Genomic DNA, 14,221 nt, shown 5'->3' on the forward strand with positions numbered 1-14,221 from the left:
CAGGATGTCGCGGATCACCGCACCGGACGGCGAGGTCACCACCCCGATCACCCGCGGCAGGAACGGCAGCGCGCGCTTGCGGTCCTGATTGAACAGCCCCTCGGCCGCCAGGGCCTTGCGACGCTTCTCCAGCATGGCCATCAGCGCGCCCGCACCGGCGGGCTCGATCTGATCGACGATCATCTGGTATTTCGACTGGCCCGGAAAGGTCGTCAGGCGGCCGGTGGCGATGACCTCCATCCCCTCCTCGGGGCGCTGGATCAGGCGGGCGGCCTGCCCCTTCCAGGTGACGGCGGCCAGCACGGCGCGGTCGTCCTTCAGGTCGAAATACAGATGCCCCGATCCGGGACGGGACACGCGCCCGACCTCGGCCCGGACGCGAACGCGGCCGAACTGATCCTCGATGCTGCGTTTGACCGCGCCGGACAGTTCGGACACGGTGAATTCATGCGCGTTGCTGCCCGGTTCCGGGGCATCGTCCATGTCGTCGTCCAGCAGGTCCATGCGTCTTGTTCCCTTGTCCGGGCCAGACTAGAACGCCGCAAGGTCAAGCGAAAGGGCGGCAGATGAATATCCTGATCCTGGGCGGCGGCGGGCGCGAACATGCGCTGGCCTGGGCGATCCGGCAGAACCCGAAATGCGATCGCCTGATCGTGGCACCCGGCAATGCGGGCATCGCGGGCGTGGCCGAATGCGCCGACCTCGACGTGCTGTCGCGGGCCGAAGTGCTGGAATTCGCCCAAGGCAACGCCGTCGACTTCGTCATCGTCGGCCCCGAGGCGCCCCTGGCCGCGGGCGTGTCCGACGCGCTGCGCGATGCGGGCTTCCTGGTCTTCGGCCCGTCGCAGGCCGCGGCCCAGCTGGAGGCATCTAAGACCTTCACCAAGGAGATCTGCGACGCCTGCGCAGCCCCCACCGCGGCCTGGGCGCGCTTTACCGATGCCGCCGCCGCGCGCGATTACGTGACCGCCCAGGGCGCGCCCATCGTGGTCAAGGCCGACGGGCTGGCCGCCGGCAAGGGCGTCACCGTGGCCGAGACGGTGGACCAGGCCCATGCCGCCATCGACGACATCTTCGACGGGGCCTTCGGCGACATGTCCGTCGTCATCGAGGAGTTCATGGACGGAGAGGAGGCCAGCTTCTTCATTCTCTCGGACGGGACCGACTGCCTGGCCATCGGCACTGCCCAGGACCACAAGCGCGTGGGCGACGGCGATACCGGCCCGAATACCGGCGGCATGGGCGCCTACAGCCCCGCCCCGGTGCTGACGCAGGCGATCCAGGACCAGGTGATGGCGCGCATCGTGCGCCCGACCATCGCTGAAATGGCGCGGCGCGGCATGCCCTTTCAGGGGGTGCTCTATGCCGGGCTGATGATCGCGGACGGACAGGCGAGGCTGGTCGAATACAACGTCCGCTTCGGCGACCCGGAATGCCAGGTACTGATGATGCGGCTTGGCGGGCAGGTCTTGGACCTGCTGCTGGCCTGCGCCGAAGGGCGGCTGGCCCAAACCCCCGTGACCTGGGCCGACGACCACGCCCTGACGGTGGTCATGGCGGCCCAGGGCTATCCCGGCAGCTATGCCAAGGGGACCATCATCGGCGGCCTGCAGGCCCTGCCCGAAACCAGCTTTCAGATGACCTTCCACGCGGGCACGGCCGACCGCGATGGCGCGGTTGTCGCCACCAGCGGGCGCGTGCTGGCCTGCACCGGGCGCGGCGCGACCCTGGCCGAGGCGCATCAGCGCGCCTATGCGCTGGTCGACGCGATCGACTGGCCGCAGGGCTTCTGCCGCCGCGACATCGGCTGGCGCGCGCTGTGAACCCATGACAAAGGGCCGGCCCCGCGGCGGGGCCGGCCCTTGGACGCCGTCGGGACGATCCGGTCAGATCGGCGAATACAGCCCTTCGTAGATCGGCAGAAGGGTGTCCGTCTCGAACAGGCTGCTGACCGAGGTGCCGTTCCAGATGTTCAGGATCGCCTGCGTGAACATCGGTGCGGTCGGCACGATGCGGATGTTGGGCGCGTTCCTGACCGCATCGGTGGGCTGGATCGAATCGGTGATGACCAGCGATTTCATCACCGAATTGGTGACCCGCTCGACCGCCGGGCCAGAAAGGACGCCGTGGGTGATGTAGGCATGGACCTCGGTCGCGCCATTGTCGGTCAGCACCTGCGCCGCCTTGACCAGCGTGCCGGCGGTGTCGCAGATGTCGTCCACGATGATGCAGGCCTTGCCCGCCACGTCACCGATCACGGTCATCTCGGCGATCTCTCCGGCCTTCTCGCGGCGCTTGTCGACGATGGACAGGGGCGCACCGATCCGGGTCGCCAGTTCGCGGGCCCGGGCCACACCGCCGACGTCGGGCGACACGACCATCAGGTCGTTCATCCGCCCCTTGAAGTGATGCTGCACGTCCAGCGCAAAGACCGGCGCGGCATAGAGGTTGTCCACCGGCACGTCGAAGAAGCCCTGGATCTGGGCCGCGTGCAGGTCCAGCGTCAGGACGCGGTCCACGCCCGCCTCGGTCAGCAGGTTCGCGACCAGCTTGGCGCTGATCGGGGTGCGGGCCTTGGCGCGGCGGTCCTGGCGGGCATAGCCGAAATAGGGAATCACCGCCGTGATGCGCGCGGCCGACGACCGGCGCAGCGCGTCGGTCATGATCAGCAGTTCCATCAGGTTGTCGTTGGCCGGGTTCGACGTGGGCTGGATGATGTACATGTCCTCGCCGCGGACGTTCTCGTAGACCTCGACGAAGATCTCCTGGTCGTTGAAGCGTTCGACGCGGGCGTCCAGCAGGTTGACGCTCATGCCGCGATGCAGGGACATGCGCCGCGCGATGGACTGGGCCAGCGGTCGGTTGGCGTTTCCGGAAATCAGCTTGGGTTCGGTCATGACGGGCATGGGGCGGGCCTTTGGCGGTTGCGTCAGATTGCGGTTGCCTTAGCACCGGGCTAGCCTGCGGGCAAACCCGGAAAGGACAAGGCCATGGCCCATATCGACTATTATCTGGGGACGATCAGCCCCTGGTGCTATCTTGCCGGCGACCGCCTGGAACAGATCGCCGCCCGGCACGGTGCGCAGATCACCTACAAGCCCCTGGACCTGCTGCAACTGTTCGACCGGACCGGCGGGGTGCGCCCGGCGCAGCGCCATGCCAGCCGGATGGACTACCGCAACCAGGAACTGCCCCGGTGGGCCGACCATCTGGACATGCCCCTGAACCTCAAGCCCGCGCATTGGCCGGTGAACATGGCGCCGTCGTCCTATGCCATCATCGCCGCGCAGGCGGCGGGGGGCGATGCCGGCGCGCTGGTCCAGGGCTTTCTGCGGGCGGTCTGGGCCGAGGAACGCGACATCAGCGACGACGCGGTGATCCGCGACATCCTGGGCGCCAACGGGTTCGACCCGTCCCTAGCCGACACGGGCCTCTTCGTGGGCGCCGAGACCTATGGCCGCAACCTGGAACAGGCGGTGGCCGCCGGGGCCTTCGGCGCCCCCTTCTATGTCGTGCGCGAGACCAATCAGCGGTTCTGGGGCCAGGACCGGCTGGACTTTCTGGACCGCCATCTGGCCGCGCTATGAGCGGACTGCACCTGCGGCACTGGCCGGGCGATCCCGATCGCCCGGCACTGGCGCTGCATTGCATGATGGGCAGCGGGTCGGCCTGGGGTCCGATCGCGCGGCTGCTGGAAGGGCGCGTCGATCTGCGGGGCTTCGACATGCCGGGCCACGGGCGCAGCGACGACTGGCAGCCCCAGCCCGACGGCCCCGACTATCACACCGCGGTCACGCGTCTGGCCGCGGCGATGATCGACAGGCCGCTGGACCTGATTGGTCACAGCTTCGGCGCGACCGTGGCGCTGCGCATCGCGGTCGCGGCGCCCGATGCCGTGCGCAGCCTGACCCTGATCGAACCGGTGCTGTTCGCCGCCTGCCCAGACCCGGCCCAGGACGCGCTGGATGCCCGCATGGCCGACCTTCTGGACCAGGGCCAGGACGACCAGGCCATGGCGGCCTTCCTGTCGGTCTGGGGCGCGCAGGACCCCGACCGCCTGCCCCCCGAGGCCCGCGCCCAGATGGTGCGCCAGATCGGGCTGGTGGCCGGGACCGGCGACGCGCTTCGCCATGACAGCGCACGCATCCTGCGCGAGGGCGGGTTGGAGCAGGTCGACGCCCCGGTGCTGCTGATCCAGGGGGCCGACAGCCCGGCGGTGATCGGCGGCATCATCGACGCGCTGGCGGGCCGGTTGCCCGATGTCGGGCGCGCCACGATCCCCGGTGCCGGCCACATGGCGCCCCTGACCCATCCGGAACAGGTCGCGGGACTGATCGGGGTCAACCTGGACCGCGCCTAGAGGATGAAGTCCTGTTCGTCGGGCACGGCCCCGATCGCCATCCACTCCACCCGCATCCGCGCGATGCGGGTGTCGCCCCAGGTGCGGAAGAGGATGTCGAACCCGGTCAGGGTCACGTTCTCGACCTGCAGGTCGCCGCGCTGGTTGCGATCGCTGTCCAGGTCCCACATCCCGACGCCAAGATGCACAACAGGTGGCGCCACGAAGCGGTCGCCGAACTCGACACGCTGGCGGTGCGACCGATCGCCCGTCTCGGTCCACATCGGCCCCTGCGTGTCGAAATCAGAGACCATCGTGACTGCACCGCGTGCGATCCCGATCTCGTGGGTTGCAAATCGTATCATCCGGTCCTTCCCGTCACCCGCGCGGCGATGCTAGCGGCGGCCAGGGTGAAAAAAAAGCCCCGGCAGTGCCGGGGCCTTTCAAGATGTCGATGGTCGGACGGATCAGTCCGGAACCGTCGACTGATTGGGGTCCAGCCCGATATGGGTGCCAAGCGCCTGCATGTCGCCCAGAAGCTTGACGGCGGCGGTCACGACCTCTTCGCCGACATGTTCGCGCCGATCCTTGGCGCTGCGATGGGCGCGGTGGGCGTCCTTCATCATGTCGTTGTAGACGTCCTGCGTGATCTCCTCGCGCGGGTGTCCGCGTTCGGCCAGCAGGCTGACGCTGTCCTGGTTGATCTCGGCAAAGCCGCCGGTGACGGCGAATTCGCTGGTGGTGCCGTCGGCACCCACCAGGATCACCATGCCCGGACGCAGGGTCACGATCGTGGGCGCATGGCCGGGCATGGCGGTCAGATCGCCATCGCTGCCCGGCAGGCGCACCTCACGCACGGGAACGGAGGCGAGGCTCCGTTCCGGCGACACGAGGTCGAACTGCATGGTATCGGCCATTCTGCCCCCTTACGCCGCTTCTGCGGCCAGACGCTCTGCCTTGGCCTTCACGTCGTCGATGTCGCCGACCATGTAGAAGGCCGATTCCGGCAGGTGGTCGTACTCACCCGCGACGACCGCCTTGAACGAGGCGATGGTCTTCTCCAGCGGCACCTGGACGCCGTCGGAACCGGTGAAGACCTTGGCAACGTCGAAGGGCTGCGACAGGAAGCGCTGGATCTTGCGCGCACGGGTCACGGTCAGCTTGTCCTCTTCGGACAGTTCGTCCATGCCCAGGATCGCGATGATGTCCTGCAGCGACTTGTACTTCTGCAGGATGCCCTGCACATCGCGCGCCACCTGGTAGTGCTCCTCGCCGACGACGGCGGGGTCCAGAATGCGGCTGTTGGAGTCCAGCGGGTCCACGGCCGGGTAGATGCCCAGTTCCGAGATCGCGCGCGACAGAACCGTCGTGGCGTCCAGGTGGGCGAAGGTCGTGGCGGGCGCCGGGTCGGTAAGGTCGTCGGCCGGGACGTAGACGGCCTGGATCGAGGTGATCGAGCCGTTCTTGGTCGAGGTGATGCGTTCCTGCATCGCGCCCATGTCGGTGGCCAGCGTCGGCTGATAGCCCACGGCGGACGGGATGCGGCCCAGCAGAGCCGACACTTCGGACCCGGCTTGGGTAAAGCGGAAGATGTTGTCCACGAAGAACAGCACGTCCGTGCCCGACGCGTCGCGGAACTGCTCCGCCAGGGTCAGACCGGTCAGGGCGACGCGCATGCGGGCACCCGGCGGCTCGTTCATCTGGCCATAGACCAGGGCCACTTTCGAATCGACCAGGTTGTCGGGAACGATGACGCCCGATTCGACCATCTCGTGGTACAGGTCGTTGCCCTCGCGGGTGCGCTCACCCACGCCGGCGAACACCGAATAGCCCGAGTGCACCTTGGCGATGTTGTTGATCAGTTCCATGATCAGAACCGTCTTGCCCACACCGGCGCCGCCGAACAGGCCGATCTTGCCGCCCTTGGAATAGGGGGCCAGCAGGTCGATGACCTTGATGCCGGTCACCAGGATCTCCGAGCTGGTCGCCTGCGCGGCGAAGTCCGGGGCGGCCTGGTGGATGGCGCGGGTCTCGCTGGTGGCCAGGGCTTCGCCCTCGTCCACGGGCTCGCCCACGACGTTCAGGATGCGGCCCAGGGTCACGTCGCCCACGGGCACCATGATCGGGTTGCCGGTGTCGGTCACGACCTCGCCGCGGACCAGACCTTCGGTCGCGTCCATGGCGATGGTGCGGACGGTGTTCTCGCCCAGATGCTGGGCAACTTCCAGCACCAGCGTCTTGCCGTTGTTTTGGGTTACCAGCGCGTTCAGAATCGCGGGAAGCCGGTCCTCGAACTGCACGTCAACGACGGCGCCGATCACCTGCGTGATTTTACCAGTGGCCTCTGCCATGTTGTCACCTTTGCTTTACGGTCAGAGCGCCTCGGCGCCCGCAATGATTTCGATCAGCTCCGTGGTGATCGCAGCCTGACGCGAGCGGTTGTACTGCGTCGTCAGCCTGTCGATCATGTCGCCCGCGTTGCGCGTGGCGTTGTCCATGGCACTCATCCGCGCGCCCTGCTCGGACGCCGCATTCTCCAGAAGCGCCGCAAAGATCTGCGTGGCCACCGAACGGGGCAGCAGATCGGCCAGCAGTTCTTCCTCGCCCGGTTCGTAGTCGTAGAGGGCGTTCGTCTCGGACGCGCCCTCGGGGACTTCGGCGGGGATGATCTGGCGCGCGGTCGGAACCTGGCTGATCACCGATTCGAACCGGTTGTAGAAGATCGTCGCCACGTCGAAATCGCCGGTGTCGAAGCGGGTCAGCACCTCGTCGGCGATGGCGCGGGCCGTGTCATAGCCCATGCGCTTGACCTCGGAGAGGTCGACATGGTGCACGAACAGGCTGCCATAGTCGCGCTTGAGCTGCTCGCGGCCCTTCTTGCCGACGGTCAGGATCGCGACGTCCTTGCCTTCGGCGCGCAGCCGGTCGGCGTGCTGGCGGGCCAGACGCACGATCGAGCTGTTGAAGCCGCCGGCCAGGCCGCGTTCCGCCGTCATCACGACCAGCAGATGACGCTTGTCGTCGCCCGTTCCGGCCAGCAGGCGGGGCGCGCCGGACTGGCCTGCCGCATTCGCGGTCAGGCCGGCCATGACGGCCGCCATGCGGTCGGCATAGGGACGCGCGGCTTCCGCCGCGTCCTGCGCCCGGCGCAGTTTTGCGGCGGCGACCATCTGCATCGCCTTGGTGATCTTCCGCGTGTTCTTGACGCTTCCGATCCGGTTCTTGAGATCCTTGAGACTGGGCATCTATTCCCCCCTCAGGCGCGGGTGCGGTTGTATTCGTCCAGCGCCGCCTTGATCGAGGCTTCCAGCTCGCCGCTGACCTTGCGGTCGTTGCGGGTCATGTCGTCCAGCAGGTCGGACTTCTGGCCGCGCAGGAAGTGGATCAGACCGTCTTCCCAGGCAACGACGTCGCGCACGGGCACGTTGTCGATATAGCCCTTGGTGCCGGCATAGATCACGATGACAATCTCGGCGTTGGTCAGGGGACGGTACTGCGGCTGCTTCATCAGCTCGGTCAGGCGCGAACCGCGGTTCAGCAGGCGCTGCGTCGCGGCGTCCAGATCCGAACCGAACTGGGCGAAAGCCGCCATCTCGCGGTACTGCGCCAGTTCCAGCTTGACCGGACCCGCGACGGATTTCATCGCCTTGGTCTGGGCGGCCGAACCCACGCGGCTAACCGACAGACCGGTGTTCACGGCAGGGCGGACGCCCTGGAAGAACAGTTCGGTCTCCAGGAAGATCTGGCCGTCGGTGATCGAGATCACGTTGGTCGGGATATAGGCCGACACGTCGCCCGCCTGCGTCTCGATGATCGGCAGCGCGGTCAGCGAGCCCGAGCCGTTGGCCTCGTTCAGCTTGGCCGAACGCTCCAGCAGGCGCGAGTGCAGATAGAAGACGTCGCCCGGATAGGCTTCGCGTCCGGGCGGACGGCGCAGCAGCAGCGACATCTGGCGATAGGCCACGGCCTGCTTGGACAGATCGTCATAGATGATCAGCGCGTCCATGCCGTTGTCGCGGAAATATTCGCCGATCGCGGTGCCCGAATAGGGCGCCAGGAACTGCATCGGCGCCGGGTCGGACGCGGTCGCGGCCACCACGGTGGTGTAGGCCATGGCGCCGGTCTCTTCCAGCTTCTTGACCAACTGGGCCACGGTCGAGCGCTTCTGGCCGACGGCGACATAGATGCAGTGCAGGGTCTTCATGCCCTCGGCCTCGCGGCCGTTGTAGCTCATCTGGTTCAGGATCGTGTCCAGCGCGATCGCGGTCTTGCCGGTCTGACGGTCGCCGATGATCAGCTCGCGCTGGCCGCGGCCGACGGGGATCATGGCGTCGACCGACTTCAGGCCGGTCGCCATCGGCTCATGGACCGACTTGCGCGGCATGATGCCGGGGGCCTTCATGTCGGCGATGCGGCGCTCGGTCGTCTCGATCGGGCCCTTGCCGTCGATCGGGTTGCCGAGGCCGTCCACGACGCGACCCAGCAGGGCCTTGCCGACCGGAACGTCCACGATCGAGCGCGTGCGCTTGACGGTGTCGCCTTCCTTGATCGAGCGGTCGTCGCCGAAGATCACGATACCGACGTTGTCGGTCTCGAGGTTCAGCACCATGCCGCGGATTCCGCCGGGGAACTCGACCATCTCGCCGGCCTGGACCTTGTCTAGACCATAGACGCGCGCGATGCCGTCACCGACGGACAGGACCTGACCAACTTCGGCAACTTCGGCGTCCTGGCCGAAGTTCTTGATCTGCTCCTTGAGGATCGCCGAAATTTCGGCAGCCTGGATTCCCATTATCCGACCTCTTTCATGACATTCTGCAGGGAAGCGAGCTTCGAGCGGACCGAACTGTCGATCATCTGTGAGCCCAACTTGACAATCATGCCGCCGATGAGGGTCTCATCGACGCGCGTGTTCAGCTTGACCGTCTTGCCGGATTTCTCGGCCAGGGTCTGTTTCAGGCGGTCCATCTGCGCATCGGTCAGCGCGATGGCGCTGGTGACGTCGGCGGTGACCTCGCCCCGCTCCGTGGCGATCAGCTCCGCCAGGCGGGCGGTCAGCTGCGGCAGCACGAACAGGCGGCGATTCTTCGCCATCAGCTGCAGCGTGTTGGCCAGCACCGGCGACAGGCCCATGCGGGTCGACAGCGCGCCGATCGCGGCCGCCTGCTGGTCACGGGAATAGATCGGGCTGGCGATCAGGTCGCGCAGCTCGGCGCTGTCGTGCAGGGCGGCGTTCAGATCGTCGGTCTGGGTGGCCAGGGCGTCCATGCCCCCGCTTTCCTTCGCGATCTCGAAGACGGCCTGCGCATAGCGTCCGGCGATGCTCTGGGAGATGGAAACAGAGTTGGCCACGGTCATCCTTTACGGTTTGCGCAAACCCCGCTGGCGGGCCGGGCTGCTGCCTGGTCTGTCGCGGGGTGCGGGTCGCGGTCGCGCGGCTGATGGAAGGTCGCGCGCAAATCTGGGGCGTCTCTAGCAGGTGATTTGACGCCCGGCAACCGTCCAGGGCCCTGAAACGCGGGCCTTTGCTACAAACGGCGCAGGATCGGCGAAACCCCACGGGGACAGCGCTAACACCCCGCATCCCGGGCCCGCGCACCGTGCGGCAGGATGTCGCATCAGGGGCCGGTTTCAGTCGATTTCGCGGGCCGTCGGGGCGGCTTGCGGACGCGGACGGGCCACCCCGTCCAGGATCTCCAGCGGACTGGGCACATGGATTCGCACCCCGGGGCCGACCGGCGCGCGGGCATGCTTGGACAGTTCGACCATGATGACGCCGGCGATCAGCACCCGGCTGATCCGCGCGCCGGTGCGTTCCCAGAACTGGGCGCTGCGCAGCCAGAATCGCCGGTCCGAGGGCGGGATGTAGATGGCGCTGCCATGCCAATCGGGCTGGAACCCCGCGCGGCGCATCTGCGCCTCGATCTGACCGGTGGTGTAGGACCGCCCAAAGCCGAAGGGCGTGCGGTCCGATGCGGCCCACAGGCCCGCCCGGTTCGGCACCATCAGCATCATCCGCCCGCCCGGACCCAGGCAGCGCCATGCCTCGGTCAGCAGTTCGCGGGGATGCTCGCTGGTCTCCAGCCCGTGCAGCATGACCAACCGGTCCAGGCTGCCGGTCTGGATGGGCCATGCGGTCTCGTCGCACAGGACGGCATGGTTGGGCATGCCCCCGGGCCAGCCCATCACCCCCTGCGGGCCGGGCATCAGCGCGGTCATCCGCCGCGCGGTCGGCAGATAGGGCCGCAGCATCGGCGCTGCGAACCCGAACCCCGCCACGGTCATGCCGCTGCTGCGCGCAGGGTCCCACCGCGCCGTCAGCCGGTCGCGCAGGATCCGCTGGACCACGCGCCCCAACGCCCGTTGGTAATAGAACCGTCGCAGCTGGTCGATGTCGTGGTGCATTGCGCGCAGGTCCCGGTTTTGACAGGCTCAGGTGAACACATGGTCAAGGATTTGCCAATGCCGCTGGAACTGGTCACGCTGCGCTGTCTCAAGGACAACTATGCCTATCTGCTGCATTCCAACGCGGGCACCGTGCTGATCGACGCGCCCGAGGCCATGCCGGTCCTGACCGAGCTGGAGGCGCGGGGCTGGGGGCTGGACGCGATCCTGCTGACCCATCACCACGACGACCACATCCAGGCCGTGCCGGAGATCGTCGCCGCCACCGGTGCGCGGGTCATCGGGGCCGCCGCCGATGCGCATCGCCTGCCGCCGCTGGACGTCAGCGTCGCGCCCGGAGAGCCGCTGGAGATTCTGGGCGAACCCGTCCACGTGATCGACGTGTCGGGCCATACCGTGGGCCACGTGGCGTTTCATTTTCCGGACAGCGCGAGGGCCTTCACCGCCGACAGTCTGATGGCCCTGGGCTGCGGTCGCCTGTTCGAGGGCGACCCCGCGATGATGTGGGACAGCCTGTCGCGGCTGAACGCCCTGCCCGGCGACACGCTGATCTGTTCGGGGCACGACTATTGCACGGGCAATGGCGCCTTTGCCCTGTCGGTCGACCCCGACAACGCGGCGCTGCAGGACCGGCTGTCGGCCATCGCCGAAGCGCGCATTCCTTGCGCCCCCGCCACGCTGGAGGTGGAGCGGGCCACGAACCCCTTCCTGCGCCCCGCCGCGCTGGCACCGGCGCTTGGGATGGCGGGTGCGGACGACGCGCAGGTCTTTGCCCGCCTGCGCCGAATGAAGGACGATTTCTGAGGCCTGCGGCATCGGCGCGCGGGGGCGTGCCGGCCCCGCGCTTGAAATGCGGGCTTTGCGACATCACATCTGCCTCAAGCGTGGGAAAATCGTGGCACCTGTCTGAAAAATCACTTGAAGCCGAACGAAATCCACCAAATCTTAACCCTACCGTGACAGTCTGGGCAGGTGGGCCGCGAACAGCCCATACCGCCAGCCGACTGACAGGAGACGACCGTGCCAAGTTTCTCGACCTCCCTGGAACAGGCCATTCACCAGGCGCTTGCGCTGGCGAACGAACATCGACACGAGCTTGCGACGCTGGAACACCTGTTGCTGGCGCTGACCGAGGAACCCGATGCGGTCAAGGTCATGCGCGCCTGCAACGTGGACCTCGAGGATCTGCGCAAGACGCTGGTCGATTTCATCGAGGATGACCTGTCGACCCTAATCACCGACGTCGAAGGTTCGGAGGCCGTGCCCACGGCCGCGTTCCAGCGCGTCATCCAGCGCGCGGCGATCCACGTGCAAAGCTCGGGCCGGCAGGAGGTCACCGGCGCGAACGTGCTGGTCGCGATCTTTGCCGAGCGCGAATCGAATGCGGCCTTCTTCCTGCAGGAGATGGACATGACCCGTTACGACGCGGTCAATTTCATCGCCCATGGCGTGGCCAAGAACCCCTCCTTCAACGAGCCCCGCAAGGTGGTCGGATCGGAGGAGCCGGTCGAGCAGAGCAAGGCCGAAGCCGCCCCCGATCCCAAGGACGAGACTGCGCTTGGCAAGTACTGCGTCGACCTGAACGTGAAGTCGAAGAAGGGCGACGTGGACCCGCTGATCGGCCGCGAGGCCGAGGTCGAGCGCGCGATCCAGGTCCTGTGCCGCCGGCGCAAGAACAACCCGCTGCTGGTGGGTGATCCGGGCGTGGGCAAGACCGCCATCGCCGAGGGCCTGGCGCTGAAGATCACCCGCGGCGAGACGCCCGAGGTCCTTGCCGGGGCGACGATCTTCTCGCTGGACATGGGCGCGCTCCTGGCCGGTACCCGCTATCGCGGCGACTTCGAGGAGCGGTTGAAGGCAGTCGTCAAGGAGCTGGAGGCGCATCCCGATGCGATTCTGTTCATCGACGAAATCCACACCGTCATCGGTGCGGGCGCGACCTCCGGCGGGGCGATGGATGCGTCGAACCTGCTGAAGCCCGCGCTGGCGGGCGGCAAGCTGCGCTGCATGGGCTCGACGACCTACAAGGAGTATCGCCAGCACTTCGAGAAGGACCGCGCGCTGAGCCGCCGGTTCCAGAAGATCGACGTGAACGAGCCTTCGGTGCCCGACACCATCAAGATTCTGATGGGCCTGAAGCCGCATTTCGAGGCGCATCACGACCTGCGCTATACCAATGACGCGATCAAGTCGGCGGTGGAGCTGGCCGCGCGCTACATCAACGACCGCAAGCTGCCGGACAGCGCCATCGACGTCATCGACGAGGCCGGTGCCGCCCAGCATCTGGTCAGCGAGAGCAAGCGCCGCAAGACGATCAGCCCCAAGGAGATCGAGGCCGTGGTGGCCAAGATCGCCCGCATTCCGCCCAAGAACGTCAGCAAGAACGACGCCGAGGTCCTGCGCGACCTGGATGCCGGTCTGAAGCGCGTCGTCTTTGGCCAGGACAACGCAATCGAGATGCTGTCCAGCGCCATCAAGCTGGCCCGCGCGGGCCTGCGCGAGCCCGAGAAGCCCATCGGCAACTATCTGTTCGCGGGCCCGACCGGCGTCGGCAAGACCGAGGTGGCCAAGCAGCTGGCCTCCAGCCTGGGCGTCGAGCTGATCCGCTTCGACATGTCGGAATACATGGAGAAGCATGCCGTCAGCCGCCTGATCGGCGCGCCTCCGGGCTATGTCGGCTTCGACCAGGGCGGTCTTCTGACCGACGGCGTGGACCAGCATCCGCATTGCGTGCTGCTCCTGGACGAGATCGAGAAGGCGCATCCGGATGTATTCAACATCCTGCTGCAGATCATGGATGCGGGGCGGCTGACCGACCATAACGGCCGGACCGTCGATTTCCGCAACGTGATCCTGATCATGACCTCGAATGCGGGCGCCGCGGATCAGGCCAAGGCCGCGATCGGCTTCGGACGCGACCGGCGCGAGGGCGAGGACACGGCCGCGATCGAACGGACCTTCACGCCCGAGTTCCGCAACCGTCTGGATGCGATCATCAGCTTCGCGCCGCTGTCGCGCGACGTCGTGGTCCACGTCGTCGAGAAGTTCGTCCTGCAACTGGAAGCGCAGCTGATGGACCGCAACGTCCATATCGAACTGACACCCGAGGCTGCAAACTGGCTGGCCGAAAAGGGGTACGACGACCGCATGGGCGCCCGCCCCCTGGGCCGCGTGATCCAGGAAAGCATCAAGAAGCCCCTGGCCGAGGAACTGCTGTTCGGACGCCTGACCAAGGGCGGCGTGGTCCGCGTCAAGATCGAGGACGATAAGCCGGCCTTCGACATCACCGGCCCCGATGCCCCACGGATCGGCAAGTCCAAGACACCCTTGCTGACAGCTGAATAAGCGCGAAAGGCCCCGCCACCACGGCGGGGCCTTTTTCGTCATGGGCCGACGCTCCTGAATGCCGCCGCCCATGAACCAGAACCGACGATCGCGACAAGGGATGCGGGGGCGACGCCCCCCGCGCGGGCTCCC

General features: G+C 67.1%; 14 protein-coding genes. 5 read left to right on the top strand and 9 right to left on the bottom strand.

All coding sequences use genetic code 11. The features are described from left to right. Positions 1–504 (bottom strand): exodeoxyribonuclease VII large subunit (locus tag TW83_RS11660; RefSeq protein WP_045982949.1); only part of this gene is annotated, 504 nt, incomplete at its 3' end. Positions 505–566: 62 nt separating this feature from the next. Between TW83_RS11660 and purD the strand changes: the two genes are divergently transcribed. Continuing rightward, the gene (gene purD / locus TW83_RS11665; RefSeq protein ID WP_045982950.1) at positions 567–1,823 is read left to right on the top strand and encodes a phosphoribosylamine--glycine ligase; all 1,257 of its coding nucleotides are present in this window, start codon (positions 567–569) and stop codon (positions 1,821–1,823) included. Positions 1,824–1,886: 63 nt separating this feature from the next. Here the strand turns inward: purD and TW83_RS11670 are convergent, their stop codons facing one another. After that, entirely contained in the window at positions 1,887–2,906 is a 1,020-nt protein-coding gene (locus TW83_RS11670) for a ribose-phosphate pyrophosphokinase (RefSeq protein ID WP_045982951.1), read from the bottom strand. Positions 2,907–2,990: 84 nt separating this feature from the next. Here TW83_RS11670 and TW83_RS11675 point away from each other — a divergent pair, with 84 nt between their 5' ends. Together TW83_RS11675 and TW83_RS11680 are read left to right on the top strand one after the other, a co-directional pair. Continuing rightward, positions 2,991–3,587, top strand: coding sequence for a 2-hydroxychromene-2-carboxylate isomerase (locus TW83_RS11675; protein ID WP_045982952.1), 597 nt, complete (start codon positions 2,991–2,993; stop codon positions 3,585–3,587). Next, positions 3,584–4,360 carry an alpha/beta fold hydrolase gene (locus TW83_RS11680; RefSeq protein ID WP_045982953.1) on the top strand — a complete coding sequence of 259 codons (777 nt, stop codon included), beginning with the start codon at positions 3,584–3,586 and terminating at the stop codon, positions 4,358–4,360. Before TW83_RS11675 ends, TW83_RS11680 begins: the two co-directional genes overlap by 4 nt. Here TW83_RS11680 and TW83_RS11685 read toward each other — a convergent pair. The 7 genes from TW83_RS11685 to TW83_RS11715 form a co-directional block, all read right to left on the bottom strand. Further along, positions 4,357–4,704, bottom strand: a complete 348-nt coding sequence (locus TW83_RS11685; RefSeq protein WP_045982954.1) for an H-type lectin domain-containing protein — start codon at positions 4,702–4,704, stop codon at positions 4,357–4,359. The genes TW83_RS11680 and TW83_RS11685 overlap by 4 nt on opposite strands. Positions 4,705–4,806: 102 nt before the next feature. Beyond that, entirely contained in the window at positions 4,807–5,256 is a 450-nt protein-coding gene (locus tag TW83_RS11690) for a F0F1 ATP synthase subunit epsilon (protein ID WP_045982955.1), read from the bottom strand. A 9-nt stretch (positions 5,257–5,265) separates the two neighbouring features. After that, positions 5,266–6,690, bottom strand: coding sequence for a F0F1 ATP synthase subunit beta (gene atpD / locus TW83_RS11695; protein WP_045982956.1), 1,425 nt, complete (start codon positions 6,688–6,690; stop codon positions 5,266–5,268). Between the two features lie 21 nt (positions 6,691–6,711). Further along, positions 6,712–7,584: a F0F1 ATP synthase subunit gamma gene (locus TW83_RS11700; RefSeq protein WP_045982957.1), complete on the bottom strand. Its 873-nt coding sequence runs from the start codon at positions 7,582–7,584 to the stop codon at positions 6,712–6,714. An 11-nt stretch (positions 7,585–7,595) separates the two neighbouring features. Continuing rightward, positions 7,596–9,131: a F0F1 ATP synthase subunit alpha gene (gene atpA, locus TW83_RS11705; protein ID WP_045982958.1), complete on the bottom strand. Its 1,536-nt coding sequence runs from the start codon at positions 9,129–9,131 to the stop codon at positions 7,596–7,598. Further along, the gene (locus TW83_RS11710; RefSeq protein ID WP_045982959.1) at positions 9,131–9,697 is read right to left on the bottom strand and encodes a F0F1 ATP synthase subunit delta; all 567 of its coding nucleotides are present in this window, start codon (positions 9,695–9,697) and stop codon (positions 9,131–9,133) included. Before TW83_RS11710 ends, atpA begins: the two co-directional genes overlap by 1 nt. A 273-nt stretch (positions 9,698–9,970) precedes the next feature. After that, a complete protein-coding gene (locus TW83_RS11715) occupies positions 9,971–10,744 on the bottom strand; it encodes a methyltransferase domain-containing protein (protein WP_045982960.1) in 774 nt (257 codons plus the stop codon). Between the two features lie 57 nt (positions 10,745–10,801). Between TW83_RS11715 and gloB the strand changes: the two genes are divergently transcribed. Together gloB and clpA are read left to right on the top strand one after the other, a co-directional pair. After that, positions 10,802–11,548, top strand: coding sequence for a hydroxyacylglutathione hydrolase (gene gloB, locus TW83_RS11720; RefSeq protein ID WP_045982961.1), 747 nt, complete (start codon positions 10,802–10,804; stop codon positions 11,546–11,548). Positions 11,549–11,764: 216 nt separating this feature from the next. Continuing rightward, positions 11,765–14,089 carry an ATP-dependent Clp protease ATP-binding subunit ClpA gene (gene clpA / locus TW83_RS11725; protein WP_045982962.1) on the top strand — a complete coding sequence of 775 codons (2,325 nt, stop codon included), beginning with the start codon at positions 11,765–11,767 and terminating at the stop codon, positions 14,087–14,089. Positions 14,090–14,221 lie beyond the last annotated feature (132 nt).

Origin of the sequence: Paracoccus sp. S4493 (assembly GCF_000967735.1) — a bacterium.
Taxonomy (GTDB): Bacteria; Pseudomonadota; Alphaproteobacteria; order Rhodobacterales; family Rhodobacteraceae; genus Paracoccus; species Paracoccus marcusii.

What these genes read in the sequence shown, in the direction of transcription:
- TW83_RS11680 (WP_045982953.1), top strand. Translation starts at nt 3,584, where the DNA reads ATGAGCGGACTGCACCTGCGGCACTGGCCGGGCGATCCCGATCGCCCG.
- TW83_RS11700 (WP_045982957.1), bottom strand. Translation starts at nt 7,584, where the DNA reads ATGCCCAGTCTCAAGGATCTCAAGAACCGGATCGGAAGCGTCAAGAAC.
- TW83_RS11675 (WP_045982952.1), top strand. Translation starts at nt 2,991, where the DNA reads ATGGCCCATATCGACTATTATCTGGGGACGATCAGCCCCTGGTGCTAT.
- TW83_RS11685 (WP_045982954.1), bottom strand. Translation starts at nt 4,704, where the DNA reads ATGATACGATTTGCAACCCACGAGATCGGGATCGCACGCGGTGCAGTC.
- TW83_RS11710 (WP_045982959.1), bottom strand. Translation starts at nt 9,697, where the DNA reads ATGACCGTGGCCAACTCTGTTTCCATCTCCCAGAGCATCGCCGGACGC.
- TW83_RS11670 (WP_045982951.1), bottom strand. Translation starts at nt 2,906, where the DNA reads ATGCCCGTCATGACCGAACCCAAGCTGATTTCCGGAAACGCCAACCGA.
- atpD (WP_045982956.1), bottom strand. Translation starts at nt 6,690, where the DNA reads ATGGCAGAGGCCACTGGTAAAATCACGCAGGTGATCGGCGCCGTCGTT.
- atpA (WP_045982958.1), bottom strand. Translation starts at nt 9,131, where the DNA reads ATGGGAATCCAGGCTGCCGAAATTTCGGCGATCCTCAAGGAGCAGATC.
- purD (WP_045982950.1), top strand. Translation starts at nt 567, where the DNA reads ATGAATATCCTGATCCTGGGCGGCGGCGGGCGCGAACATGCGCTGGCC.
- gloB (WP_045982961.1), top strand. Translation starts at nt 10,802, where the DNA reads ATGCCGCTGGAACTGGTCACGCTGCGCTGTCTCAAGGACAACTATGCC.
- TW83_RS11690 (WP_045982955.1), bottom strand. Translation starts at nt 5,256, where the DNA reads ATGGCCGATACCATGCAGTTCGACCTCGTGTCGCCGGAACGGAGCCTC.
- TW83_RS11715 (WP_045982960.1), bottom strand. Translation starts at nt 10,744, where the DNA reads ATGCACCACGACATCGACCAGCTGCGACGGTTCTATTACCAACGGGCG.